General features: G+C 67.2%; 23 protein-coding genes. 7 read left to right on the forward strand and 16 right to left on the reverse strand.

From position 1 onward, the window contains the following. Positions 1 to 210 precede the first annotated feature (210 nt). Genes ACFP2E_RS06990 through ACFP2E_RS07005 form a run of 4 tightly spaced genes read right to left on the reverse strand, consistent with a single transcriptional unit; the run spans position 211 to position 2507 of the window. Positions 211 to 636: a hypothetical protein gene (locus ACFP2E_RS06990; RefSeq protein WP_378524678.1), complete on the reverse strand. Its 426-nt coding sequence runs from the start codon at positions 634 to 636 to the stop codon at positions 211 to 213. 52 nt (positions 637 to 688) lie between these two features. Continuing rightward, positions 689 to 1681 carry an asparaginase gene (locus ACFP2E_RS06995; RefSeq protein WP_378524680.1) on the reverse strand — a complete coding sequence of 331 codons (993 nt, stop codon included), beginning with the start codon at positions 1679 to 1681 and terminating at the stop codon, positions 689 to 691. Positions 1682 to 1690: 9 nt separating this feature from the next. Further along, a complete protein-coding gene (locus ACFP2E_RS07000) occupies positions 1691 to 2116 on the reverse strand; it encodes a VanZ family protein (protein WP_378524681.1) in 426 nt (141 codons plus the stop codon). Positions 2117 to 2141: 25 nt separating this feature from the next. Further along, entirely contained in the window at positions 2142 to 2507 is a 366-nt protein-coding gene (locus ACFP2E_RS07005; RefSeq protein WP_378524682.1) for a phosphomannose isomerase type II C-terminal cupin domain, read from the reverse strand. A 96-nt stretch (positions 2508 to 2603) separates the two neighbouring features. On the opposite strand from ACFP2E_RS07005, the gene cysC reads away from it, so the two are divergent. The 5 genes from cysC (at position 2604) to cysN (ending at position 7839) form a co-directional block, all read left to right on the forward strand. Continuing rightward, entirely contained in the window at positions 2604 to 3914 is a 1311-nt protein-coding gene (gene cysC, locus ACFP2E_RS07010; protein WP_378524683.1) for an adenylyl-sulfate kinase, read from the forward strand. Beyond that, positions 3911 to 4477 (forward strand): hypothetical protein, encoded by a 567-nt coding sequence (locus tag ACFP2E_RS07015; protein WP_378524684.1) that lies wholly within the window; start codon positions 3911 to 3913, stop codon positions 4475 to 4477. The genes cysC and ACFP2E_RS07015 overlap by 4 nt, the downstream gene beginning before the upstream one ends. Continuing rightward, on the forward strand, positions 4470 to 5486 hold the full coding sequence (locus ACFP2E_RS07020; RefSeq protein ID WP_378524685.1) for a sulfite exporter TauE/SafE family protein: 1017 nt from the start codon (positions 4470 to 4472) through the stop codon (positions 5484 to 5486). The genes ACFP2E_RS07015 and ACFP2E_RS07020 overlap by 8 nt, the downstream gene beginning before the upstream one ends. 125 nt (positions 5487 to 5611) lie before the next feature. Continuing rightward, positions 5612 to 6532 carry a sulfate adenylyltransferase subunit CysD gene (gene cysD, locus ACFP2E_RS07025; protein WP_378524686.1) on the forward strand — a complete coding sequence of 307 codons (921 nt, stop codon included), beginning with the start codon at positions 5612 to 5614 and terminating at the stop codon, positions 6530 to 6532. Then, complete coding sequence (gene cysN, locus ACFP2E_RS07030) at positions 6532 to 7839, forward strand: sulfate adenylyltransferase subunit CysN (protein ID WP_378524687.1); 1308 nt, start codon at positions 6532 to 6534, stop codon at positions 7837 to 7839. Before cysD ends, cysN begins: the two co-directional genes overlap by 1 nt. A gap of 62 nt (positions 7840 to 7901) precedes the next feature. Here cysN and ACFP2E_RS07035 read toward each other — a convergent pair whose 3' ends face one another. The 3 genes from ACFP2E_RS07035 to ACFP2E_RS07045 form a co-directional block, all read right to left on the reverse strand. Next, positions 7902 to 9158 (reverse strand): nucleotide sugar dehydrogenase, encoded by a 1257-nt coding sequence (locus ACFP2E_RS07035; protein WP_378524688.1) that lies wholly within the window; start codon positions 9156 to 9158, stop codon positions 7902 to 7904. Next, positions 9151 to 10074, reverse strand: a complete 924-nt coding sequence (locus ACFP2E_RS07040) for a glycosyltransferase (protein WP_378524689.1) — start codon at positions 10072 to 10074, stop codon at positions 9151 to 9153. The genes ACFP2E_RS07035 and ACFP2E_RS07040 overlap by 8 nt, the downstream gene beginning before the upstream one ends. A 272-nt stretch (positions 10075 to 10346) precedes the next feature. Then, positions 10347 to 11540, reverse strand: a complete 1194-nt coding sequence (locus ACFP2E_RS07045; RefSeq protein ID WP_378524690.1) for a glycosyltransferase family 4 protein — start codon at positions 11538 to 11540, stop codon at positions 10347 to 10349. 378 nt (positions 11541 to 11918) lie between these two features. On the opposite strand from ACFP2E_RS07045, the gene ACFP2E_RS07050 reads away from it, so the two are divergent. Both ACFP2E_RS07050 and ACFP2E_RS07055 read left to right on the forward strand, forming a co-directional pair. After that, the gene (locus ACFP2E_RS07050) at positions 11919 to 13175 is read left to right on the forward strand and encodes a hypothetical protein (protein ID WP_378524691.1); all 1257 of its coding nucleotides are present in this window, start codon (positions 11919 to 11921) and stop codon (positions 13173 to 13175) included. Between the two features lie 1347 nt (positions 13176 to 14522). After that, positions 14523 to 15713 (forward strand): polysaccharide pyruvyl transferase family protein, encoded by a 1191-nt coding sequence (locus ACFP2E_RS07055; protein ID WP_378524692.1) that lies wholly within the window; start codon positions 14523 to 14525, stop codon positions 15711 to 15713. A 194-nt stretch (positions 15714 to 15907) separates the two neighbouring features. On the opposite strand, the gene wecB is transcribed toward ACFP2E_RS07055, so the two are convergent. The 9 genes from wecB to ACFP2E_RS07100 all read right to left on the reverse strand — a co-directional run bounded on the left by wecB (position 15908) and on the right by ACFP2E_RS07100 (position 25383). Next, positions 15908 to 17020, reverse strand: a complete 1113-nt coding sequence (gene wecB / locus ACFP2E_RS07060; RefSeq protein ID WP_378524693.1) for a non-hydrolyzing UDP-N-acetylglucosamine 2-epimerase — start codon at positions 17018 to 17020, stop codon at positions 15908 to 15910. Then, complete coding sequence (locus ACFP2E_RS07065) at positions 17017 to 18150, reverse strand: NAD-dependent epimerase/dehydratase family protein (protein ID WP_378524694.1); 1134 nt, start codon at positions 18148 to 18150, stop codon at positions 17017 to 17019. Before ACFP2E_RS07065 ends, wecB begins: the two co-directional genes overlap by 4 nt. Continuing rightward, the gene (locus ACFP2E_RS07070; protein WP_378524695.1) at positions 18147 to 19295 is read right to left on the reverse strand and encodes a DegT/DnrJ/EryC1/StrS family aminotransferase; all 1149 of its coding nucleotides are present in this window, start codon (positions 19293 to 19295) and stop codon (positions 18147 to 18149) included. Before ACFP2E_RS07070 ends, ACFP2E_RS07065 begins: the two co-directional genes overlap by 4 nt. Beyond that, the gene (locus ACFP2E_RS07075) at positions 19292 to 19885 is read right to left on the reverse strand and encodes a sugar transferase (RefSeq protein WP_378524696.1); all 594 of its coding nucleotides are present in this window, start codon (positions 19883 to 19885) and stop codon (positions 19292 to 19294) included. Before ACFP2E_RS07075 ends, ACFP2E_RS07070 begins: the two co-directional genes overlap by 4 nt. A gap of 40 nt (positions 19886 to 19925) precedes the next feature. Next, a complete protein-coding gene (locus ACFP2E_RS07080; RefSeq protein ID WP_378524697.1) occupies positions 19926 to 20783 on the reverse strand; it encodes a sulfotransferase family protein in 858 nt (285 codons plus the stop codon). Next, positions 20780 to 22024 carry a glycosyltransferase family 4 protein gene (locus tag ACFP2E_RS07085; RefSeq protein ID WP_378524698.1) on the reverse strand — a complete coding sequence of 415 codons (1245 nt, stop codon included), beginning with the start codon at positions 22022 to 22024 and terminating at the stop codon, positions 20780 to 20782. The genes ACFP2E_RS07080 and ACFP2E_RS07085 overlap by 4 nt, the downstream gene beginning before the upstream one ends. Further along, positions 22021 to 23052 carry a polysaccharide biosynthesis protein gene (locus tag ACFP2E_RS07090; RefSeq protein WP_378524699.1) on the reverse strand — a complete coding sequence of 344 codons (1032 nt, stop codon included), beginning with the start codon at positions 23050 to 23052 and terminating at the stop codon, positions 22021 to 22023. Before ACFP2E_RS07090 ends, ACFP2E_RS07085 begins: the two co-directional genes overlap by 4 nt. 100 nt (positions 23053 to 23152) lie before the next feature. Further along, positions 23153 to 24880 (reverse strand): DUF4012 domain-containing protein, encoded by a 1728-nt coding sequence (locus ACFP2E_RS07095; protein ID WP_378524700.1) that lies wholly within the window; start codon positions 24878 to 24880, stop codon positions 23153 to 23155. Positions 24881 to 24951: 71 nt separating this feature from the next. Further along, positions 24952 to 25383: a hypothetical protein gene (locus ACFP2E_RS07100; RefSeq protein WP_378524701.1), complete on the reverse strand. Its 432-nt coding sequence runs from the start codon at positions 25381 to 25383 to the stop codon at positions 24952 to 24954. Positions 25384 to 25491: the final 108 nt, after the last annotated feature.

The following is a 25491-nucleotide window of genomic DNA, read 5'->3' on the forward strand; positions in this document are numbered from 1 at the left end:
TACATCGGCAACGGCCGACCCCCTGGACCGCGACCCAGGAACCCCGAACCGTCACCGAAGTCCTGATACATCAAGTGTCACCGATCCCCTGATGCAGAACTGTCACCCATGTCTTGAGACATCACAAAGCTGGTGAACGGCCATGCGCCATTCTCTCGAACAGTTGTTCGAACGCGCAAGGCCCTCGACCGGATCTGTGGGTAAAGAAAATCAGCCGACGCGCACGGCCAGCGGCGCCGCGTGGTCCGCGACCAGCACGGCGCGACCGCGCTCGACACCCGCCGGCAGCTCGAAGCTCCACACCACGCTGCCGTCCTCGTCCGCGTCGACGACGCCCAGGTCCCAGCGCCGCTCCCCCTGCTCCAGCACCAGCCGCACGCCGGCGTACGGCACCGGCTCGGGCTCGTCGTGCTCGCAGCTCGAGCAGCCCAGGAGGACCCGGCAGCTCATGGTGTCCCGGCAGCCGTCCACGAACGCCCGCCCGGCGACCGTCACCGTGGTCCCGCGCTCCAACCCGGCCCGCCGCTCGCGGTCGAGGTTCGGCGCGACGCACGAGGCGAGCGCCGGCGGCTGCGCGGCCGGCACGACCGCCAGGGCCAGCAGCCCGGCGACGAGCATCAGGAAGGGGCGGCGCACACCGGATGGACGGCTGCCGCCCGCCCGCGGTTCCACCGCCCGGCAGGAGGACTCAGAAGCAGGCGCGGATCTCGCCGACCGGCTCGCCGCCGCCGAGCAGCGGCACGTAGCCGGTGCGCCGCACCGCGTCGGTGTCGACGCCCGGCTCGGTGTCGACCCCGGACCGGCGCAGCGCCTCGGCCATCAGCACCGGCCGCACCCGCGGTGCGCCATCGTCGGTCTTGAGCGCGAAGGCCCGCCCGTCGGGCAGCGCCACGGCGTAGCAGGACTCGGCGCCGGCCTTGCCGATCGCGCCGGGGATGGCCTTGAGCAGGGCCGCCTCGTCGCGCGTCGACCCGGAGACGTACGCCGGGAAGGCGCGGATCGCGTCCGCGACCCGCTTGACGTCTGGATCCGCGACCTCACGCTGGTCGAGCCCGTCGAGACCACCAACCCCCAGCGCCAGCCGCCGGAACGCCCGGGCCAGGCCGACCAACGAGGCGGAGTACAGGGGCGCACCGCAGCCGTCGACCGCGGTGACCTCGACCGGCTCCCCGGTCATCTCGGCGAAGGCCGACTTGATGGCGGTCTGGAGCGGGTGGTCGGGCTCGCGGTAGGTCTTGATGTCCCAGCCGTTGATGACGCAGGTGGCGAGCATCGAGGCGTGCTTGCCGGAGCAGTTCATCAGCACCGGCGCCTTCTCGCCCCCGGCCCGCATCAGCGCGTCGCGAGCGGTGTCGTCCAGCGGGAAGTCCGGCGGGGTCTGCAGCGCCGACTCGTCGAGGCCGACGGTCGCGAGGATCTGCCGGGCGCCCTCGACGTGGAACGGCTCGCCGGAGTGGGACGCGCAGGTCAGCGCCAGCAGCGGGTCGGGCAGGTCGAGGCCGAGCCGGACCATCGCGAGCGCCTGGATGGGCTTGTTGCACGACCGGGGCAGCACCGGCACGTCGACCGCGCCGACGGACCACTCGACCGATCCGTCGGCGGCCGTCGCGACGATCGAGCCGTAGTGGTGTCCCTCGACGAAGCCGGAGCGGACGATCTCGGCGACCACGGGTGAAGACATGGCCGCAGGCTAACCGCGGGCGCCGCTCGTCCTGATCAGCAGGGCGGCCGCGAGACCGCCCATGACCGCGCCGAGGGTGTTGGCCACGACGTCGACGAACGCCGCGGACCGGCCGGGGAGCGCCAGCCCCTGGAAGAGCTCGACGGAGGCGGAGGCCACGAAGAGGTACGCCGTCCAGTCCCTCCACGTCGTACGCCGCCACACGAGGGCGCCGAGCAGCGGCACGGGCGCGACCATCAGCGCGTTGAGCACGAACTCCATCCGCGCCCCCGCGAGCAGGAAGTCGGGCGCGCCGAGCCGCTCGGCCACGAGCGCGGTCCACGACACCGCAGACGAGGGCACCTCCCCGGTCGGGAGCAGCAGGATGACGAGCAGGAACGCCACGTAGCCCGCGAGCGCCGCACGCGCCAGGGAGGGTCGCACCGCCGCCGTCATCCGGCGAACGCTACCGGCGGACCGCTCAGGAGCCGGGCTCGGGCGACTTCCGTCCGTAGTCGTCCTCGAGCCGGTGGATGTCGTCCTCACCGGTGTAGGCGCCGCGCTGGATCTCGATGATGACGAGGTCCTCGGCGTGCTCGTTGGAGATGCGGTGCGGCATCCGGTGGTCGACGTTCACGCACTCCCCGGGACCGAACACCTTGGTGGAGCCGTCGATGGTGCAGGTGGCAACGCCGAAGATCACGAGCCAGTGCTCGGAGCGGTACTCGTGGGTCTGGTAGGAGAGCCGCTGGCCGGGCTTCACCTCGATGCGCTTGACCTTGTAGCCCTTGCCCTCGTCGAGGACGTGCCACGACCCCCACGGCCGGTCCTGCGAGTACTCCAGCATGTGCATCCCTTCACGAATTGACGTGCCAATCGAATCACACCGGGCAGCGATCAAACGCCGAGACGGGTGAAGTGTGACCGGTGGCATGATGTGCCGGTGTCGAACACCGCCGTGCCCCAGCACTGCCCCTCCCCGCGCGAGCTGGACGACCTCGAGCTCCTGGTCTCGGGCGCCCTCGCGCCGACCACCCGGTTCAACGAGCCGGGCAGCCCGGTCACCCTCGACCTGCCCGCCGACGTCGCCGGCGCGGAGACCGTCGAGCTGGTCGACCCCGAGGGGCTGCCGCTGGCCCGGGTCACCACCGCAGACGGCACCGTCGAGCCGCTGACCCACGCGCAGTACGGCCCCTTCCGCCGGCTCTACCTCACCCCCGCGCAGGTGCGTGAGCAGTACGCCGGCCGCACGTTCGTCCCGGTCGCCGACCCGCTGACCGACGCCCAGCTCGACCAGGTCAAGCAGGCCGGCCCCGCCGTGCTGCTGACCCTCGTCGGCCACGGCACCCCCGTCCTCTCCCCCGTCGGCCTGATCCGCGCGACCCTGGCCGCCGCGGAGGGCCTCGACGCCGACGTGGTCGCCGTCCCCCTGGCCGCCCACGGCGACCCCGAGGCCGACCACGCCCTCGGTGTCCGCGTGGTCGAGAACTACGCGAACGGCGACCCGGTGATGGCTCTCAGTGACTCAACGCTGGTCGAGCCCGTCGAGACCAATTCCGTCGAGACCAACGGTGACCACACGCCGGTCGAGCCCGTCGAGACCAATCACGTCGACCACACGCTGGTCGAGCCCGTCGAGACCAATCACGTCGACACCTACTCCCCCACCATCCAGGCGATCATCGACCACGACCGCCCCCCGGTCGACGAGCAGGGCCTCGTCCTCTTCTTCACCGGCCTCTCCGGGAGCGGCAAGTCGACCCTCGCCCGGGCCCTCATGGACCGGATCCTCGAGCACGGCGACCGCACCGTCACCAGCCTCGACGGCGACGTCGTCCGGCGGAACCTCTCCAAGGGCCTGACCTTCTCCAAGGAGGACCGGGAGACCAACATCCGCCGGATCGGCTGGGTGGCCGCCGAGATCTCCCGCCACGGCGGGATCGCGGTGTGCAGCCCGATCGCCCCGTTCGCGGAGACGCGCGCCCAGGTCCGGACCATGGTCGAGGACGCCGGCGGCGCCTTCTTCCTGATCCACGTCGCCACCCCGCTCGAGGAGTGCGAGCGGCGCGACCGCAAGGGCCTCTACGCCAAGGCCCGGCGCGGAGAGATCCCCGAGTTCACCGGCATCTCCTCGCCCTACGAGGAGCCGGACGACGCCGCGGTCCGGGTCGACACCACCGGCCGCACCATCGAGGAGGCGCTCGACGACGTGATCGACGCCCTCGAGGCCGCCGGCTACCTGGAGCTGCGATGACCTCGGCCGCGACCGAGCCGCTCCGCCTGCTCTTCGTCTGTACGGCGAACATCTGCCGCTCGCCGTTCCTCGAGCTCTACGCCCGCAGCGTGGTCGCCGACCACGTCGAGGTGGCCAGCGCCGGCACCCACGGCTGGGACGCCCACCCGGTCAGCGACGACATCGCCGCCGAGCTGGTCGACCGCGGGGTCGACCCGGCGCCGTTCCGCAGCCGCCGGCTGACCACGGAGATGATCGAGCAGGCCGACCTGGTGCTGACCGCGGAGCGGGTGCACCGGCAGTTCATCCTCGACGACCACCCGGCGGCGTTCCGCAAGGTGCTCACCGTGGGCCAGGCGGTCCGCGCGGCCGAGCAGGTGCCGGGCGGGCTGGTGGGGCGCGACGCGCTGCCGGAGATCGCCCGGCTGCGCGGCATGGCGCAGGCCGACGGCGACATCGACGACCCCTACGGCCGGGGACGCGCCGCGGCGGCCACCGCAGCGGAGCGGATGACTGGCATGCTTGACCGGTTCCTCCCCGTCCTCGGCGTGAGCGCCCAGCCCAGAGAGCTCCCCCATGGCTGAACTCCTCACCACCACGTTCTTCGCGATCCTCGCGGCCGGCTTCTTCGTCGGGATCGTGGTCGGCCTCACCGGCATGGGCGGTGGGGCCCTGATGACCCCCGCCCTGATCTTCCTCGGCGTCGGCGACGCGGCCACCGTGGTCACCGCCGACCTGACCGCCGCCGCCGTCTACAAGACCGGCGGCGCGATCGTCCACCACCGGGAGGGCTCCGCCCACATCCCGCTGGCCAAGTGGCTGATCATCGGCTCGGTGCCCACGGCGCTGGCCGGGCCCTACCTCGTCAAGGCGTTCACCGACGCCGAGAACCTCGACGACGTCCTCAAGCTCTGCATCGGCTTCGCGCTGCTCTTCGCCGCGCTGACCTACGCGCTGCGGCTCTACCTCAACCTGGTCCGGATCCGCTCGGGCAACCACGAGGAGGACCCGAACCCCAAGGTCCGCCCGGTCCCGACGCTGATCGTGGGCGCCATCGGCGGCCTGCTGGTCGGCATCACCAGCGTCGGCTCCGGCTCGGTGATCATGATCTCGCTGCTGATGCTCTACCCCGCGCTGTCGGCGGTCCGGCTGGTCGGCACCGACCTGGTGCAGGCGGTCCCGCTCGTCTTCGCCGCCGCGATCTCCAACATCGCCATCCACGGCCTCGACTGGGGCATCCTCATCCCGCTGCTGATCGGCTCGGTGCCCGGCACGCTGATCGGCTCCAAGGTCGCCCCGCGGGTGTCGCAGTCGATCATCCGCCGCGGCATCGTCGTCGTGCTGACGATGTCGGGCGTCGCGCTGCTCGACAAGGCCGGCTGGGCGCCGCTGGGCGCCGGCGAGGACGAGACCTACCCGATGCTGATCGCGGGCGTCGGCATCGCGATGCTGGTGCTGGTGCCGCTGATCTGGGGCCTGCTGCGGCGCACCCAGGGACTCCCGATGTTCGGCGCACCGACGGTCGCGCAGCTGGAGGACCCGAGCTGGCGACCGGGCGGCGTACGCGTGAAGAAGGAAGATCACACCACCTGAGGCGGCCCTCACGGTTGCGGACCGCCTCGCCGGGGGACGCTTCACACGTCAAGACCGATTTGAGCCGTGGCGGCGCGCCACGGTTAGCATGGCCGTTGCTGTCCCGAGGAGAGGCTTAACACCTGATGAGCGCACCCCCGACCCACGTCGACTACCAGCTGAGTCAGCTCGACCAGCTGGAGGCGGAGTCGATCCACATCTTCCGCGAGGTCGCGGCCGAGTTCGAGAAGCCCGTCCTGATGTTCTCGGGCGGCAAGGACTCCATCGTCATGCTCCGCCTGGCGGAGAAGGCGTTCTACCCGGCGAAGATCCCCTTCCCGGTCCTCCAGGTCGACACCGGCCTCGACTTCCCCGAGGTGCTGGAGACCCGTGACAACTGGGTCAACCGCCTCGGCGTGAAGCTGGTCGTCGCCAGCATCGACGACGCCATCAAGAACGGCGTGGTCGTCGACGACGGCAAGACCTCCCGCAACCGGCTCCAGATCGGCACCCTGCTCAACGCCATCGAGGAGAACGGCTTCACCGCCGCGTTCGGCGGCGGCCGCCGCGACGAGGAGAAGGCCCGCGCCAAGGAGCGCGTCTACTCCCACCGCGACGAGTTCGGCCAGTGGGACCCGAAGAACCAGCGCCCCGAGCTGTGGAGCCTCTACAACGGCCGGCTCCACGAGGGCGAGCACATGCGGGTCTTCCCGATCTCCAACTGGACCGAGCTCGACGTGTGGTCCTACATCGCCCGCGAGGGCATCGAGATCCCCAACATCTACTTCGCCCACCAGCGCCGCGTGTTCGAGCGCGACGGGATGCTGATGACGGAGACCCCGCTGAACCCGTGCCGCCCCGGCGAGACCGCCGAGGAGCGCACGGTGCGCTTCCGCACCTGCGGCGACATCACCCTCACCGGCTGCGTGGAGTCCACGGCGTCCACCGTCGAGGAGATCATCGAGGAGATCGCGATCGCCCGCGTCACCGAGCGCGGCGCCACCCGCGGCGACGACAAGTTCTCCGAGGCTGCCATGGAGGACCGCAAGAAGGAGGGCTACTTCTGATGGCCGACCAGACCCTTTCCGCCGGCGAGCAGGCCGTCGAGAACGTCACCTCCAACATGGACCTGCTGCGGTTCGCCACCGCGGGCTCCGTGGACGACGGCAAGTCGACCCTCATCGGCCGGCTGCTGCTCGACTCGAAGTCGATCTTCGAGGACCAGCTCGAGGCCGTGGAGCACACCTCGCAGTCCAAGGGCTACGACTACACCGACCTGGCGCTGCTGACCGACGGCCTTCGCTCGGAGCGCGAGCAGGGCATCACCATCGACGTGGCCTACCGCTACTTCGCGACGCCCAACCGCAAGTTCATCATCGCGGACACCCCGGGCCACGTGCAGTACACCCGCAACATGGTCACCGGCGCCTCGACCGCCGACCTCGGCCTGGTGCTCGTCGACGCCCGCCAGGGCCTCACCGAACAGTCGCGCCGCCACGCGGTGATCCTGTCGCTGCTGCGCGTCCCGCACCTCGTGCTCGCGGTGAACAAGATGGACCTCGTCGACTACTCCGAGGAGGTCTACAACAAGATCCACGCGGAGTTCACCCAGTTCGCGACGAAGCTCAACATCCCCGACCTCGAGGTCATCCCGATCTCGGCGCTCAAGGGCGACAACGTCGTCGAGCGGTCGAAGGAGATGGACTGGTACAGCGGCCCGACGCTGATGCACCACCTCGAGCACGTCCATGTCGCCTCCGACCGCGACCTGGTCGACGTCCGCTTCCCGGTGCAGTACGTCATCCGCCCGAAGTCCGACGACTTCCACGACTACCGCGGGTACGGCGGCCAGGTCGCGGGTGGCGTCCTCAAGGCCGGCGACGAGGTCGTCGTCCTGCCGTCGGGCATGACCAGCAAGATCTCCCGGATCGACCTGTTCGACCAGGAGATCGACGAGGCCTTCCCGCCGATGTCGGTGACGGTGCACCTCGAGGACGACGTGGACGTCTCCCGCGGCGACATGATCGCCCGGATCAAGAACGCCCCGAAGCCCTCGCAGGACATCGACGCGATGGTCTGCTGGATGACCAACGAGCCGCTGCGCCCGCGCCAGAAGCTCGCCATCAAGCACACCACCCGCACCGGCCGCGCCCTCGTCAAGGACATCCAGTACCGCCTGGACGTCAACACGCTGCACCGCGACCAGGACACCAAGGAGCTCGGCCTCAACGAGATCGGCCGCGTCCAGCTGCGCACCACCGTGCCGCTGCTGTGCGACCCCTACTCGAAGAACCGCGCGACCGGCTCCTTCATCCTCATCGACGAGGCCACCGGCGTCACCGTCGGCGCCGGCATGATCAACACCGGCAGCTGAGAACAACTCAGCTACAGCAAGGGGCTGGCCCGGTCACCGGGCCAGCCCTTTCGTCTTGCGGGTCAGAGAGCGCTGACGTGCTCTCCTGTGAGGATGCCACGCGTGTCCAGGACCGGCGTGGCGATGCTCGCCATCACGTCATCGCCGTAGCTCGAGTGCGGCTGCAGGTGAATGACGAGGTCCGCCTCATGCAGCGCAGCCTCGACATCAGGCTCACTCTTCAGCGAAACCTGACCCAGCTCCCAGACATCGACGAAAGCGTCGAAGTAGCGGAGGTCAGCCCCCAGCTTAAGAAGCTCCACACCCAAAGGCTGCGCCGGCGACTCACGCTGGTCCGCGATCCCGGGCTTGTAGGTGACCCCGAGGAGTAGGACCTTCGAACCACGGACCGGCATCGACTGCTCGTTGAGCATGTGCACGGCCCGCTGCACCACGTAACCAGGCATCGACCGGTTGATCTCCTGCGCCAGCTCTACGAAGCGGAACGGGTAGCCGAGCCGAGCCTGAACATGGTGCGACAGGTACGAGGGGTCGATCGGGATGCAGTGCCCACCCACTCCCGGCCCTGGGTAGAAGGGCTGGAAGCCGAAAGGCTTGGACGAGGCACAGCGGATGACGTCCCAGATGTCGATGTCGAGGGCATGCGAGAACCTCGCCATCTCGTTGACGAGGGCAATGTTCACTTGCCGGTAGGTGTTCTCGAGCAACTTGGCCATTTCGGCCTCTCGAGTCCCCTTGGCAGGCACGACGGTGTCGATGAAGGTGGCGTAGAAGGCCAGCGCGCGATCACGGCACTCGTCCGTCAGCCCGCCGACGATTTTAGGTGTGTTCTCGATGCCGTACGTCGGATTGCCGGGGTCGATTCGCTCAGGCGAGTAGGCAAGATGGAAGTCGACTCCCGCCTTCAGCCCCGTCGTCTCGAGAATCGGTCGTAGAACGTCGTCAGTCGTGCCCGGCCACGTCGTCGACTCGAGGATGACCAGCGCGCCCGGCTGAAGCTGGCGGGCGACACTCTCGGCGGCCGACCGGACCGCCCCGAGGTCCGGACCACCCTCCTGGCCCAGGGGGGTCGGCACACAGATGACGATGACGTCGGCGTCATGCAGAACCGACTCGTCGGTCGTGCAAAGAAAACCCGCGGCAAGCATGCGCGACACGTCTTGATCGGACAGATCATCAACGTGTGATCGGCCTTCCGCAAGGAGGTCGACGACCCGCGGCGATGCGTCGATCCCAACCCCACTGAGGCCCGCGGCGACGGCAGCCCGCGCGAGGGGCAACCCCACATATCCCAGACCGACAACAGCGAAATCAACCATTCTCTGGCACCTTCTCAAGTAGCCGCACGTGGCGGAGGCTTTTGTTCAGTTCGCCGAGCTGGTCGATCAGATCCCCCTTGGGTCGGTCGGCGAACCAGCTCTTGTAGGCCAAGGCTGCAGCCACGCGCCGCTCCGACCAGCCCGCGGCGCCGAGTTCGGAGTACTCGTTGAGGGCTCGTGTCCAGGCAGCGGTACTTGCCTGCGGAACCACGACGCCTCCGCCGGCGCGCATGGTCTCGGTCCATGGAGTCACGTCCATCATCATCACGGGGACTGATACGGACAGCGATTCCGCGATGACCTGGCCAAAATTCTCACCTCGAGTCGGCATCACGAAGAGGTCGGCCTCTGCTACGACTGGCCGGACCTGGGTGGGCTGCAGCGCTCCGTGAAACCTGACTTCGACCCAATTGGGTGTTTCCGCCGCCAGGTCGCGGCAACGGTTGGCGAATGCCAGGTCCTCATCGGGGCCGTAGACGTCCAGTCGCAACGGGTGCTCCACCGACTGAAGGGCCTGGAGCAGGAGGTCAAGGCCTTTGATTGGCACGATGCGGCCCACGAACACAGCCCGCAGACTTAATCCGCTTTGCCGAGCCGGAATCGGTCGATCGTCCGGGGCGGGAAGCAGCGAATCGTTCCGTCGGACGAGGACCTTGGCCGCGCTTCCCATTGCTGCACGAATATCATCGGCCTCGCGCTCCGACGATGCCTGCCAGATCACTCGGCGGTGCAAGCGCAGTGCTCGATAGAGACTAATGAAGATCGCCTTCTTGCGAGCCCCTATGGACAGGGCTGCAGAGCCGAACTGTCCTCTGGGGGCAACGAGTGTCGTGGCGCCTCGCCACCACGCAACCCCTGAAAGAATCTGCGGCAAGATTGAGAGCCTGAAGTCGAAGAAGCTGTTGAAGTAGAGCACGTCTGGGCGCCACCGTCGACCCGCAGCAAGAACAGCCAGCAGGCTTCTAAGCCTGTGTGTCCTCGTATAGGCAACAGTGACCCCGTGCGTGCTAACCCACCCGTCGCGTGGCACCGGCAGTGGCTTTGAGTCCCCCAAGTCTCGGTCACGCGTGATTACGCGCACCGATCGGCGCTCGGCCAACGTCAGCGCTGTGGCATGCACTGACTTGATGGGTCCACCACCCTTCCAGGCAGGTGGGAAGAGCGAAGCGAAGACAAGAACCCGATCGCTCATGACACAGCTGATTCAATCGACGCCTCGATCAGGCTGCGCCAGCGTGCCTCCGTCGCCTCGTTGCTGAATATTTCGACCGCCCTCTTTCGAGCCAACTTGCCCCCCTCGGATCGCAAGCCATCATCCGTTGCCCACCGCCAGATGGCGTGACCGAGGCCCTCAGCGTCGCCGATCGCGACTACCTCCCCGGCCTGCGATGAGCCGACGACGGTCTTCGTCCCCTCGGTTGCCGTCCCCACTACCGGCAGCCCGCAAGCCATGCCTTCGATCGCCGCGATCCCGAGTCCTTCCTCCGTGGACGAGGATATGAAGAACGCGGCGTCCTGTAGCAGCCTGACGAGGTCGTCATGGGACACGTCAGACCGGATCCGAACGTGGTCCTTGAGACAGAGCCGCTCTATCTCACTCGCCACGGCCGCGGGGACGTTGCCGCGGCCAGCTAGCACCAATGGCAGTTGACAGCCGAGTTCGCGCGCCCGCGCATATCCTCGGACGAGGGTCGTCAGATCCTTTCTAGGATCGCCGAGCCGAGCCACCTTAATGAGGTGAGCACCAGAACCAGCTGCAGGCGTGAATTTCGACGTATCCACACCTGGAGGGCAGAAGACGACCCGCTTGGCCCCGACCTTATGCGCATAACTGGTCATGTAATCGTTCTCGGTGACGACCACGTCGGGGAGCCGCACGCCTGACACGTCCATTCGAGCCACGAAACGAGTCATGGCGGCTCGCAAACGGTCTGCAACGTTCCGATCCGCAGAACTCCGGTGGGCCCGCTCGAGTTCTATGGTGGTGGCGACTTGGAGAATTACCGGACCTCGGACGCGGCGGGTCACGTGCGCGAACGCCGGGGTACCCGCCACCAGGATCACAACGTCCGCTTGCTCCAACCGTTCATCCAGCGCCTTGCGGGGAAGATATCTCGCAAACTCCAGCTCGGCGACATGAGCACCAACCGAATAGCCCTCCACTTCGTCGCGCCTCTCGGCAACGGCGAGCCGACGGAACCACGAAGCGGGAGTCGACAGGCGCCGACTCTCAACTGCCCGACTGTTCATCCGCACGGAGTACAGGTCAACACGCCATCCTGATCGAATGACGAGATTGTGTAGATAATCCGCCACCGTGGCGACGCCGCCCTGACCGCCAGTTCCGTGGCGGTACTCAGGCACAACAAGCGCGACACGCACGGACTCACCCCCGTCTCCTCTAGAAGCAAGCCATTGCTCGCTGCGAGACCAAGGATAATGGCTGTCTGCTCCAGGGCGTCAGGGCGCCGCCCGGGCGAACGCGGAGAGCCACCGAGGCGCCATCGGTCTGCGCCGCCGCAGGATCCGGTGGGCCGTGCATGAGCCTCACCCACTGGCAGTCGACGCCATTCGGCCTCTCTAGCCGACTAACCGACTCGTGCGACACCGGCTTGGCCCGGCAGCCCCGCTCATGAGCACTGACCGACAGCTCTTGCAGCCAGCGGCCTCCCGGACCCGCTGACCACTTGCGCCTGCCGGCCGAACTTAGGACCCGGCGGAGTTCGGGCACTGCGCCACTTCTGATCTAGGCTGCGCGTCGTGACTGGGAACACCTACCTGCGGGCATGGCGGTCCAGATCCGCCACCGACTCGTTCCCAGTCAGCATCATCTTGAGTGCTCAGTTGCTCGCGATGGTTGTCGCTCCAGCGATCCTCAAGGAAACTCGCGGCGCGACCACCATTGTCGCTATCTGCTCCATTGCGGTCGCGGCCGCCCTTTTTGTTGAAGCGCTCAGCGTCCCACTGGTCACCCGACCGCCCAAGCGGCCGCCTCGTCCTGTGAAGGTTCGGGCCGCTTGGGCGATCCTGTTGGCTGGTGGTGCCGCATCCGTCGGCGCAACCCTCGGAGGTGTAGGAACCTATGCCACCCAGGTCGGGCGTGCCCAACAGGCCGGCTGGACGGGTTTACTGACGCCATTTCTGCTCTGGCCGCTCATCGCTGTAGGGCTTTTCGTTTGGCTGTACCGACAGAAGTTGATCACTCGATCACATGCTCTCTGGGCGGCCGCGTTCGCGGCTGCGACGCAAGCGTATGTGGGTTTCGAGCGGGCGATCCTTGGTCAGCCCGTCGCCGTAGCTTTCGCAATTCTCGTCATGATCGTGCTGGGCCGACTTATTCGACTGCGAGTCCTTCTCGCCGCATGCGCATTGATACCTCTCCTATGGCCCACTGTCTACGCCGTCCGGGACGACATGCGCCGAGAAATTACGGGACAGGGCAGCATTGTTTCTGCCGGCGACCCCGCCGAACGCCTCCAACTTGACGAGCAAATGTCACTCGTCTCACGTCTTGAGGGAGCCGACCTACGACCGCCAAATGCCGCTTTGGTTCTCCGGACGGGATTGATCCCAGGGTTCCTAGATCCATCGCGACCACCGCTCAACACCAGTCAGATGCTGAGCGTTGCGAGTGGTGGCTCCGCCAGCAACTCGCGCAGTGCGACTTTTCTGGGGAACGTCTATCTGTTCACAGGTTGGGGCGGAGTGGCCGCGGCCGGAGCATGCTTGGCATTGATCATCGGCGCCGCCATGCGCCGACGTCTTCATAGTCCATGGGCATTATCCTTCGTTGGTCTGACATACCTTGCCGGAATCTCCTTCAATGCCACTTACCCCAACGGAATCGTCGTGCTCCTGCAGAGTCTTCAGACTCTGGCCGTGGCCTACTGCGTTGTCTGGGCATTGAGTCGCGAACGTCGCGCATTCGACGATCAGTCAGTCGCGACACCCGCAGCCACCGCGCCGCTGGCCCCGAACGCAAGCCGTGAGGGCCACACCCGGCAAGGGGCAACTTGATATAGGCAACACCCACCGCGTCACCTCCGATGACACGCCGTGGCCGATAACGCTCCCTCGCGCAGCGCTGGGCGACGCTTCTGCTTCAAACTCTCAAACTAGGACTCGAATGAGACTGCTTGCCCCACGAGTGTCGCCGCGCAGGTGGCACTGGAACCGGGCCCGGGCGGCCGTGGGCGCGAACTCACTTTCAAGCATCGGGAACTTCGCCGTGACAGTTGCCGTCGCTCGCAACGCGACTGTTAGTGAGTTCGGGGCATTCGCGGTGTCGTGGGTGTGCTACACCCTAACCACCGGGTGCACCCGATCAGGCATAGCCGAATCACTCATTGCCAGCCAGAGGAAAGATGGCTGGCGAAGGGCCGGCTACGCTGCGGCTGCCTTCGCTTCGGGGGTGGGTTTGTTGGCACTCCTCGCGGGCCTTTGGACCTCGTCTTGGTATCTCGTCGTCATTGGTATCGCCCTTCCAGGTCTATGCCTGTTGGATCTGGTCAAAGTATTGAGCTTGACATTGGGGCGCCCAGCCATTGCACTTGTGGTCGAAGTCATCTGGACAGCGCTGACGCTTGCGGCCCTTCTTGCAACTGCCGTTTGGCCCCTTCCGCCGATTGCAATCGCGGCAACGTGGGCAGCGGCTGGCTTCCTGTTAGGCCTGATAGTTGCCGTCTTAGTCCTTGGCCCCTCAGAAGTTGACACGAGGCGAGAGCGAATCGTCTCTGGCTGGTTCGCGGCCGACTACTTGATCGGCTCCGGCTCCATGCAGCTCACTATGGGGTTGCTGGCGATCACCAGTTCCCCTCAGGTGGTTGGCGCGATTCGAGCAGCTGGCACTCTCCTCAGCCCCGTCACATTGGTGACCTCCGCTATGCGACCCATCCTGATCAGCGGCGCTGCCGCCCGGAGGGGCCACGCTCGAACTGCTCGGCTCGAGCACTCTAGGGCCACCGTACGTGCGATAGCACTCGTCACTGCACCCCTTCTAGTGGCAGCCAACATGCTCCCGGACTCAATGGGTCGCGCACTTCTCGGGGACTCCTGGGCCGCTGCCAGTCATCTGATATTGCCCCTCAGCTTGGAGGCCCTCTTCGGCTTGGTAGCCGCGGTCGCCTTCGCGGCGCACCGCGCCCAGGCATCCGGTGGCCGCACGTTAGCTCTACGATCTTCCCTTGCGCTGGTTCGCATCGGCGCAGTCACGACAATGGCAGTGGCGTACGGGGCGTCGGGTGCCTCGTGGGCGATGGCGGGTGTCGCGGGCTTGGGTGCGATCGTGTGGTGGGCGAGCCTTTACGCGAGCCTGCTGTCGGACCCGACGCAGAATGACTCCCTTGTGGGAAGGACTGTCCACTGATGACCTCAGTCGGCGTTGTAGGACTAGGCGAGGCAGGAAACCTCGGCGACGACCTGATCCTGCTCTCCACGATCAGATTGCTTAGTGACAGCGCAGTCGACGAGATCCATCACTTGAGTTTCGGCGAGCTGCTGCCGTGGACCCGCATTGCCCACACCCTCGGCATCTCCTCGACCATCTATCCACACTCCCCGCACCGTGATCTACCCGGATCACAGGCCAGGTCGAGGGTTTTCGAGGGCTGCGATGGAGTGGTTTTTGGAGGGGGCGGCCTACTACAGAGCGTCCACCATCCGTACCGTCCCTTCCACTGGCTCAATTACCTCCCGACCGACCAGCAGATCGGCTGCATCGCGATGGGACTGGGGCTCGGGCCGCTCTCGCCGCGGTGGCGGAGACGGCTCGCCAATCGTCCGATGCCGTTCGACACCACCGTCCTGAGAGATCGAGACTCCGTTAGATTGGCGGAGCGTGAGCTGGGCTGGGAGGTGCAACTCGGCCGCGACTTCGTCACGCCCGACTTCCTCGACAAGTTCCTCGGCCACCGTCAAGTGGAGACGCTCAACATCCTGGGCGTAGCGATCCGTGCTTGGCCTGGCCTCGACGAACAGCGCCTAGCGCGGCACATCAGAGAGGTAGCAGCGGAAACCGGGGCGAACGAGGTCCGCTTCTACGTGCTCGAGGCAAAGTCAGGTCGAGGGCCCGACGTTGAGATCACCACCAACCTCGCGAGCGCTGTAGGCCTGCCGAGCGAAGTTGTCGTGTATCACCCTTCTAGGATTCTCGAGTTCCTGGACGACATGAGAGCTTGCCAGGCGGCTGTCAGCATGAAGCTGCATGCCAGTGTGGTCTGGGATTGGGCGGGGACCTCGTTGTATCCGATCCACTACGCCCCCAAGACGGCGGCACTCTTCGGGGATGAGTATCAGGGACTGGAAGTGGTCCCGACGCCGCGGCGATTGGCCCCCATCCCGGCCGAAGCGGCCGAACACGTTGACGTTCTCAGCTCTTGGTTGGCTAGTCTCGGGAATCGCTCCCATGGTTCCCATAGCGTTCAGTTCACGATGTACCGGCCCCACCCGCTGGAGCGCTTTCTGTTTCAGTCTGCTTCCACGGCGGTAGATATTGGTCGACGCGCCCGCCGAGAGTTGGGTGGACGAGAGGCACCTTCGGCACAACAACAGTCCTAGCCCGAGTTATCGGCCACAAGGCGCTCCCGGGTTCACAGGGGCCGTCAGGTGCATGGCGCTCATGCGGGCAGGGGTGGCCTTATCCGGGCCAGCGCCCTGCCCGTCCAGCGAGTAGTCCATGGCCCCTGGGGGCACGGCCCGCTCAGTTCACCAGCCGGGTGCCAGACGCTGGCCTATCACGCTGCTCAGATGCCTCAGCGCCGTAGCCCCGCCCACTCGTGGTGCACCGAAGCCGTTGACAGAATGAAGCGGGCCACACGGGTACTGGTATCGGCAATCTCGTACCCCGCTGGCATGCTCCGCGCTGTAGCACTTCGGTCGACAGCCGCCGTCACAGCTGCGAGTGTGTCGACAGGCCTCACTCCCGACATGATGATTACGCCGGCGTCTAGGGCTTCGGGACGCTCGATCGAGTCCCTAAGAGTCACCGCGGGGAAGCCGAGAATAGAGGCTTCCTCGGCGATCGTTCCGCTGTCCGACAGGACGCACGCCGCGCCGAGTTGGAGCTTGTTGTAGTCGTGGAAGCCGAACGGCTCCATGAATCTGATGCCCTCGGACTGATCGATCCCTAGAGCCGTGAGGCGGTTGCGGGTCCTCGGGTGAGTGGAGACGACAACCGGCAACTGCCATCGCGCGTGGACGCTACGCAGCGACTCGAGCAGCGATTCCAAACGGTCCTTGAAGTCGACGTTCTCCTCCCGGTGGGCGCTGACCAAGAAGTACTTCCCCTCCTCCAGTTCCAGCCTCTGCAGCACGTCGCTGGCATCGATATCGACTCGGTAGTACTCGAGGACTTCACGCATAGGCGAACCGGTGACGAGGATCCGTCGGGGGTGCAGTCCTTCGGCCAAGAGGTTGCGACGGGCATGCTCCGTGTAGGCCAGGTTGAAATCCGCGACATGGTCGACGAGGCGTCGGTTCGTCTCCTCCGGGACGTTCTCGTCGAAGCAGCGGTTGCCGGCCTCCATGTGGTAGACGGGCACACGCATCCGCTTGGCCATCACGGCACTGATACAGGAGTTGGTGTCGCCGAGCACGAGGAAGGCGTCCGGTTGCTCCTCCTTGATGAGGCGTTCGACCCCGGTCAGCGTGCCCGCCAGGACGGCCGCCAGTGAGGAGGTGTCGACACCCAGATAGTGGTCGGGCGCCCGCAAGCCGAGGTCCTTGAAGAAGACTTCGTTGAGCTGGTGGTCGTAGTTCTGCCCAGTGTGGACGAGCACGTGCTCGCACGTGTGGTCCAGCCGTTCGATCACACGGCTCAGCCGGATGATCTCGGGGCGCGTCCCGACGACGGTCATGACCTTCATGTCGAGCTGATCTCCACTAGTTCGGGGTACTGGTCTGGCTGCGAGGCGTCAAGCAACTGATCGGCCCAGAAGACGGTGACCAGTTCATCAGCGCCGACGTTTGTGATGTTGTGGACCCACATCGTGGGCATGTCGACGTACGCCGGCCGGTCCCCGCTGACGCGGAAGCGCACGATCTTGTCGTCGTAGAGTCGCCGCAGAGCGATCTCGGCTTCCCCACGGACTACGAAGAAACGCTCGACCTTGCGCAAGTGGTAGTGATCCCCCCGCCTGGCTCCCGGGGCGGTGGTTGACACAAAACCCTGCCCAGTTCCGCCGTGCGACCGCACGGCCTCGAACAGCCTGCCCCGCTGGTCGCTGTGCTGCTCCACGAACAGCGGGAACTGCTCGGGGAAGAGGTACGACCGGAACGTGTTGAAGAGGTCCAGTCGGTGTGAGTCCGAAAGGTCGGGAATCTGTCCGCCGTGGCGATACAGACTGGTGAACTCGGTGAACGTCTCGGCTACGCCCGAGATCGTCGTGGGAACACCGGCCGGTCGCACGACAGCCGATGACCCTTCCGTCGCTGCGCTGACCATTGCGGATGCGGCGCGCTGTGCGTGCAGCAGGGGGATCTCGCGATCACCTGACACGGTGGGAGTCTCACCTTTCGCGATCGCCGCAGCGAAGGTGGCAACGAAAGAGTTGTAACCGGGGCGACCGTGCTCCCCGAACAGATTGGGAAGGAGCACGTCGACGAATCTGCCACCGCGATCCTCCACGGCAGAGCGGAGGATCTCCGCAGCGCGTCGCTTCCCGCGTCCGTACGGGTCATCTCTCTCCGCGTGGATGGTGTTCGCGTAGACCATCGTCGCTGGACTCTCGGACTCTGCGACGGCAGCAGCAATCGACCTTGCGGCCCGGATGTTGCCGGCCTCCACTTCCTCGTCAGTCCCACGGTTGACGCCGGCCAGGTGGAAGAGCGTGTCGGTGTCGCGCAGAGTCTTCGTCAGCCCGGGCCCGTCAGACAGGTCGCTTCGCCCCAGACGCACCGGCGTCGTTCCGTGAACCGCCCTCAAGTGGCAGGAGAGGTGCCAGCCGAGAAAGCCGTGTCCGCCGGTGATCGTGACCCTGCCCAATGCCGCCGTCACGGTGCCATCACACCCTCCAGTGCCGTACACACGCGCTCGATCGCATCGTGGTCATGAACCGAACCACTCGGCAGAGTCACGCCCTGCGCGAAGATCCGCTCCGACTCACCCCCCAGGTAGGACAGGGCCTCGGAGAAGACCGGCTGCAGATGCATGGGCTTCCACAGGGGCCGCGCCTCGACGCCTGCGGCGTCGAGAGCCCGCAGGACGGTGCCGGCGTCCGTGCCGGCCTCGGCTGGGTCGATCAGCAAGGCTGTGAGCCAGTGGTTGTCCGACTCGTCGTCGGCATGCTGGAAGACGTTCACTCCGGGCCACGGGGCGACGAGTCGCTTGTAGGTGTCCCGGATCTCGGACCGGCGCTTCATCATCGAGTCGAGTCGAGCGAGCTGGGCGCGCCCCAGCGCAGCCAGCACGTTGCTCAGCCGGTAGTTGAAGCCGATGTGCCTGTGCTCGTAGTGAGCCACCGGCTCGCGGGCCTGGGTGCTCAGAAAGCGGGCGTGCTCGGCTAGTGCCGCATCGTTCGTGACGAGCATGCCACCACCGCTGGTGGTCATGATCTTGTTCCCGTTGAAGGAGATCGCAGCAGCACGTCCGAACGAGCCCGCCGCCCCGCGACGGGTCGCGCCCACGTAGCTGGCTCCCAGGCTCTCCGCCGCATCTTCGACCATCGGGACACCGTGCTCTTCGCAGACCCGCTCCAGCGCTTCGTAGTCAGCGCAGCGTCCAAGGAGGTCCACGGACATCACGGCCCCGACTCGCTGCCCGTGGCGTCGCAGGTCACAGATGGCGTGCTCCACCAGGTCGGGGTCGACGTTCCCGTCTTCAAGGACGTCCACGAAGACCGGCCTCGCGCCGGTGTAGGTCACCGCGTTCGCACTGGCCACGAACGTCAGCGTCGGCACGAGCACCACGTCGCCGGGGCCGACCCCGACCCCGAGCATGGCGAGGTGAAGGGCAGCCGATCCGGAGCTCAGGGCGACGGCGTTCTCGACGTCGCACCGCTGTGCGATCTCGTCCTCGAAGGCGGTCACCTCAGGGCCCGTCGGAGCAACCCAACCGGAGCGGACCGCCCGCAGCACCGCTTCCTCTTCGGCAACACCGACGTCGGGCGGCGACATGAGCACACGCGGCAGGGAGGTGTTCACTGGTCGGCTCCTTCACGTGGACGCCTCGCCAGCATGGAGCCAGCGGTCGCCAATAGGCACTTGAGGTCCGCCGTGAGCGTCCAGTTCTCGACGTACGCGCGGTTGATCTCGACCTTGGCCGGCCAGAGCACGTCCTTGTTGTACAGCTCGGGGTCGGCAACGCCCGCGAGGATCTCCTGCTCGTGACGGAAGGCCACCGCCGCAGGGCTGGTCATTCCCGGGCGCACCGACAGGAGCACCCGATCTCCGCCCGTTAGCAGGTCCGCAAAGCCAGGCACGTCGGGGCGAGGCCCGACCAGGCTCATGTCGCCGCGGATGACGTTGATCAGCTGGGGCAGCTCGTCGATCTTGGTCCGGCGGAAGAACGCCCCGCTGCGCGTTATACGAGCATCGGTCGAGGTCGTGACGGTTGTCCCCGCTCCTGCCCGCATCGTCCTGATCTTGAGTACCTCGAACAGATCGCCGTTCCTGCCGACACGTTGCTGCCTGAAGAAACCCGTGTCGCGCGTGTCGATGGCGGCGACCAGCCAGGCGAGGGCGATGAGGGGTAGAACGACCACGAGGCCGCCGCTCGCGAGCACCAGGTCCACCGCCCTCTTCACGAACCGCTGTGAAGCGCTCAGTCCCCGATCAGTCCGCATAGCCCAGCCTCTCGAGGGTGGCTCCTGCGGCTGCCTCCACCCGGCGAAGGGCGTCCGGCCCGAGCGCGCCTCGGCCCTTGCCCACGCTGCCGGCGCGGACCCCGCTGACAGCCCGTTCGTCGTAGGCCTCGGCAGCACCCAGGAAGTCGAGCAGCCGTCGCAGCTCTTGCCGGGGCTCGGCGACGAACTCCTCATAGGAGACATGGTGAAGCTGGTCCGGGCCGAGTCCGGCCAGTCCGCGGAGAGAGCTGTCGACGCAGCGACTCCACTGGATCGCCGCGATCTCGTCCAGCTGCCGTGAGGCCATCAGGTCCCGGAAGTCGTCGGGCCGGGGGCCCCACCAGGTCGTGACGCCAGCCACCTGCCCACGCCCACGTCGAACGCTTCGCTGGATCACTCGGCCGGCGTACCGCGGGATATCAGTCATCGGCACGAATCTCGCCTTGGCGGCGGTGTAGCGGAAGTCGAAAGGAGCGTGCCAGCGCTCCATCGCCGACACTGCCGCATCCACACCGTCCCGCGTGATGAAGACGTACTGGGAGTCCGGCTTCACAGCACGGGTGAACTCGACACGCAGTGAGGTGGCACAGGTCTTCTCCACCACGCGGACCGACGGGTCGTTGCCGCGGAGACGGTCGAACTGCCGGCGGATGAACGACGTCACCTCGGGCCTCGCGTGCTCGGGGCGCAGCTCGTCCGAGGGGTGGGCGGTGTTGCCGTGCCTCCAGATGGCGTTGATCTCGTCGCAGGGCCAGGTCGTGAAGCCGTCCAGGCGCTCGAGGACATCGCGGAGCATGTTGGTCCCCGACCGAGGCGCCCCGACGATGATGACATCTGACGGACTCATGCCGCCCCCCTTTCCGAGGTCGCCGACGGCTTCCCGGAGTCCAGCTCGTCCAGCAGCACCCGCCAGCGCGGCAACAACGCATCCGCCGAGAACTCGTCGCGCCACAGGTCGACGGCGTGGCGGGACATCGTCGACAGATCGGAACGCCGCGCGACGATCGCGTCCAGCGTCTCCCGGGCGCGTGACGGGTCCCCCACAGGCACCACCCAGCCGACCCGGTTGCGTGTCACGAGCTGGGCCAAGGAGCTCGAGGGCTCGACGGCCACGAGGACGGGCAGGCCGCAACCGAGGTAGGTCGCCGTCTTGCTCGGGAAGGCGTACTGAATCACCGAGGGTGACAAGCTGACCAGACCGAGGTCCGCGGTCTCCATGAGAGCGCGGGCCTCGGCACTCGTGCCGTGAGCGAGGAACGTCACCCGGCTCCGGGCCTTGTCGGGGGCGCGGCTCACCAGCTCCTGGAGCTCCGCCTTGGCGGCGCCCTCACCCATCAGGACCAGCTCCAGGCCCGCTTCGGATTCCACGACGGCGCGGGTGATCTCCTGGAGGCCCTGGAAGCGACCGATGTTGCCGGTGAAAACGATACGAAGCGCAGAGCTGCGGCTCGCTGGCAGAGGGCTCTCAGCGGAGTCCTCCGAGAAATCGGGCAACTCGAAGTTGGTGAGCACGACGAGCTTGTCGGCGAGGGCCGGGTCGCGACGCAGCACCGCCAGCCGCATGTCCTCAGAGAGGACCACGATCGCGGATGCACGCCGACACGTAGCCAGCTCCAGACGCGCCAGCAGACGGTAGAGCGTCGCGTTCGAGAAGTCGCCCGAGAGCCGTCCGATCTCAGGATGGAGGTCCATGCAGTGGTACACGAACTTGGAGCCACGCACTCGGGCCACCAAGGACACCGCCCAGCCCAGCAGCACCGGGGGGACGGTGGAGCACATCACGACATCCTGCCGCCGGGACAGCAGGACCCGGACCGCCACCGCAACGGGGAACCAGCCCACGTTGAAGAGGCGCCGGAGCCTCGACGTGCGGTCCGGTCGCATCCGCACCCGCCGCACCGTCGCACCATCGACCTTCTCGACGCTGGCCGCACGCGACTGCCGAGCCTCGACCTTGTAGGACGGCTGACCCGCGAGCACGGTGACGTCGTGGCCGGCAGAGGACCATTCCGCCACGATCGCCCTCAGGAGCGAGGCGTAGGGCGGTGAGTCCGGCCAGTAGTAGCGATGGATGGCAAGGATTCTCACGACACGGAGTCCACTAGAGTCTTGAAGCCAGGCATGGAGTGGAGCAGGTCCACCACTTCCGCCACGTCGAGGCGCTCCGTGTTGTGTGAGTGATAGTCGTCCCGGGCGCTCTCCTCGACGTCGCCCTCATCGAAGTACTCGCCGTAGTTCAGGTCCCGGGCATCGACCGCCACCCGGAAGTAGTCGCCCTGTTCCTGAGCTCTAGCCAGCTCCTCGCGGGTCGCCAGTGTCTCGTACAGCTTTTCGCCGTGGCGCATACCGATGACCTTGATCTGCGGGTCACGCCCCATCGCGGTGGCTACGGCCCTCGCCAGCGTATCGATCGTGCACGCCGGCGCCTTTCGGATGAACAGGTCTCCTGGCGCGGCGTGAGCGAAGGCGTGCTCGACGAGAAGAACCGCCTCGTCGAGAGACATGAGGAACCGGGTCATCTCGGGATCGGTGATAGTCAACGGCTGGCCCGAGGCCACCTGGGAGACGAAGAGCGGGATCACAGATCCACGCGACAGCATGACGTTGCCGTAGCGCACCGTGGACACGGTCGTCGCAGCCGTCGGGTTGTTGCGAGCGAACGCCTGGGCGACCTTCTCCATCATCGCCTTGGACATGCCCATCGCGTTGATCGGGTAGGCAGCCTTGTCCGTGCCGAGGCAGACCAGGGACTGCACCTCGTTGGCGTTGCAGGCCTCGATGACGTTGGCGCTGCCCAGCACGTTCGTCCGCACCGCCTCGAGGGGGAAGAACTCGCAGGAGGGAACCTGCTTCAACGCAGCCGCGTGGAAGGCGAAATCGACGCCGCGGGTCGCCCGGTCGACGCTGTCGTAGTCCCGAACGTCGCCGATGTAGAAGCGGAGCCGGGAGTCAGCCACCGCCCGTCGCATGTCGTCCTGCTTGAGCTCGTCCCGACTGAGGATGCGGATCTCCGCCACGTCCGTCTCGAGGAGACGTCGCACCATGGTCGAACCAAAGGAGCCTGTCCCCCCGGTCACCAGGATGGTGGCACCATCGGTCGGCAAAGCACTGGTCACTGAGGAATCCCCCGCATCATCACTGTGAGTTCGGCGAGAAGTGTAAACGCGCCCGCAGGACCGTCAGCCCACTTCTCGGGACCTTCGACCCAGGTCACACTCAGCACGCGCTTGCGGCCGTGTCGTCGTTGCTGCCACGACGGACGCTCGGCGTCATGCCCAGCTCCACGTCACCGGTCTGGCCCTCACCGGTGGTCATCGCCCAGCTGATGGTGACGTCCTTGGTCGAGTCGAGCTCGACGTACAGCTTGCTGACGGGGCGGCCGTCGATCTCCAGGCCACGCCAGGGGATGTCCTTGCCGCCGATGCGGATGTCCTCGAGCGTGCCGCCGTGCGGCCCGTAGACCAGCACGCCGACGACCTGGACGCCGCGGCGGGTGCCGTAGTCGGCGATGCCGGTCACCGAGTCGGGCAGCCTGGCCGCCTCGGCGGCGGTGATCGCCTGGCTCAGCGACAGCGAGGCGTTGAGCCGCTGCACGCCGTCCTGGCAGCTCGCCGCGTCGACATCGGCGTGGTAGCGCAGGTAGTAGGACAGCTTGGACATCGTCATGTCGTTGAGCGCGATGTCGACGTGGGGCGTCTCGCCGTCGTCGCCGGGCAGGGCGCCCTCGACGGCGGTGCCGGCGAGCTGCTCCTGCTCCCGGGCGTCGGTGGGGGCGACCAGGAAGCGGCCCTCCCCCGCGGCGCGGGACAGCCCCTCGACGAAGGCGACCGGGTCCTGCAGGTCGCCGGTCATGGCGTCGAAGATGCCGCGGGCGGCGGCGGCGAAGAGCACGTCCTGCTGGGCGGGCTCGAGCTCGAGGTAGGGCCGGCTCAGCAGCTCCTCGACGGCGTTGTCCGGGGTGAGGGTGCGGTCGGCGACCTGCACCGGGCCGGTGCCCTCGAGCAGGTAGGACATCGCCACCGGGTCGAGCGCGACCACGCCGTCGAGGGTGGGCTCGGGGATGTTCTCCTCCCAGCGGGCCCGCCACAGCTCGGCGGCGCGCGGGAAGTCGGGGATGAAGTTCGAGGTCTGGAACCAGACGCCGGGGGTCTCGTCGTAGACCGCGAGCTCCTCCTTCGTCATCGGCAGCGGGGTCTCCCGGGGGCCGAACTGGCCGCCGGTGCCCTGCTGCCGCAGCTCGAGCCTGCCGTCCTCGGCGTGCAGCAGCGCCCACGAACCGGGCAGGCCGCCGGTGGCGCGGATCTCGGCGTTGTTCTGGAAGACCAGCAGGTAGTCGCGGGGGCCGTCGGCGCCGAGCATGCCGGGCAGCACGTCGGTCGCGGTCGCCGCGGAGGAGAGGGTGCGGTCGGCGCGGGTGACCAGGTCGACGTACTCGTCGAACTGGGCCTTCACAGGCCCGGCGTAGCCGGAGGTGTCGAGGCGCTCCACCTCCGAGGCCGCCGCCGCGACGGCCGCCTCGGCCTTCCGCACCTGCGGGGTGATCTTGTCGAGGACGGCGAGATCGACCCCGCCGTCGGTGGTGAGCCCGTCGAGCAGGTCGAGGGTGCGGGTCAGCGGTGCGGCGCCGTCGCTGGCGAGGAGGTCGAGCGAGGCCGTCAACGCGCGGACGCCCTCGGCGTCGTCGCCAACCACCGGGACCAGCGTCATCGCGCCCCACCAGGCGCCGTCGGTGCGGTCGTGGGCGCGCGAGGTGGCCTCGCGCAGGTCGTCGAGCGCCTGGTCGCGCTCGCGGCGCGGCCCGTCCTGCAGCGTGGCCTCCACGTCGGTGGCGGCGGCGCGGGCGGCCTCGAGGTCACCCTTGACCTGCCAGGCGAGCCAGCCGCTGTAGCCGGCGGCGCCGAGCAGCAGCACGACGGGGACGATCCAGAGCAGCCGGCGGGTCACGACGGGGTCTCCTCACAACAGCACTCGGCCCCGGCGCGAGGCGCGCGGGGCCGAGTGCGACGAACGGTGGGTCAGCGGCGCGGGCGGCGAGCCGGCACCACGGTGAACTCCGCGACGCCGTCGGAGTCCTTCCAGCACGAGCCGGCCTTGCGCTCGAAGCGGGCGATGACGGTGTAGTCGCCGGTCTTCTTCAGGCGCGGGGTGCGGAAACGGACGTTGCCGTTCGTCAGCCGCTTGACGTCACCCCAGAAGAACCCGGCCTCCTGGCGGCGGACCCGCAGCAGGACCTTGCCCTTGGGGGTGCCGTTGCTGTCGGAGCTCACCGTGACGGTGATGCGGGCCTTGCGCCACCGCTTGACCGTCGCCGGCGCCTCGATCGTGGTGTAGGTGTCCTTGAGGCCGCCGTAGCAGTCCCGGCCGGCCGACGCGGGACTCGTGGTGGCGACGACGAGGCCGGTGGCGACCATGACAGCCGCGATGAGCAGGCTGGCGATCTTCTGCATGAGGAAACTCCCCCGGAGAGACGAAGACTTGTAGGCGGGCACAACTCAATCACATGTCGGCCGGAATCGTGAACCGGATCACCCTTTTCGGACAGTGACCGGGACAAC

Origin of the sequence: Nocardioides sp. GCM10027114 (assembly GCF_042659625.1) — a bacterium.
Lineage (GTDB): Bacteria > Actinomycetota > Actinomycetes > Propionibacteriales > Nocardioidaceae > Nocardioides.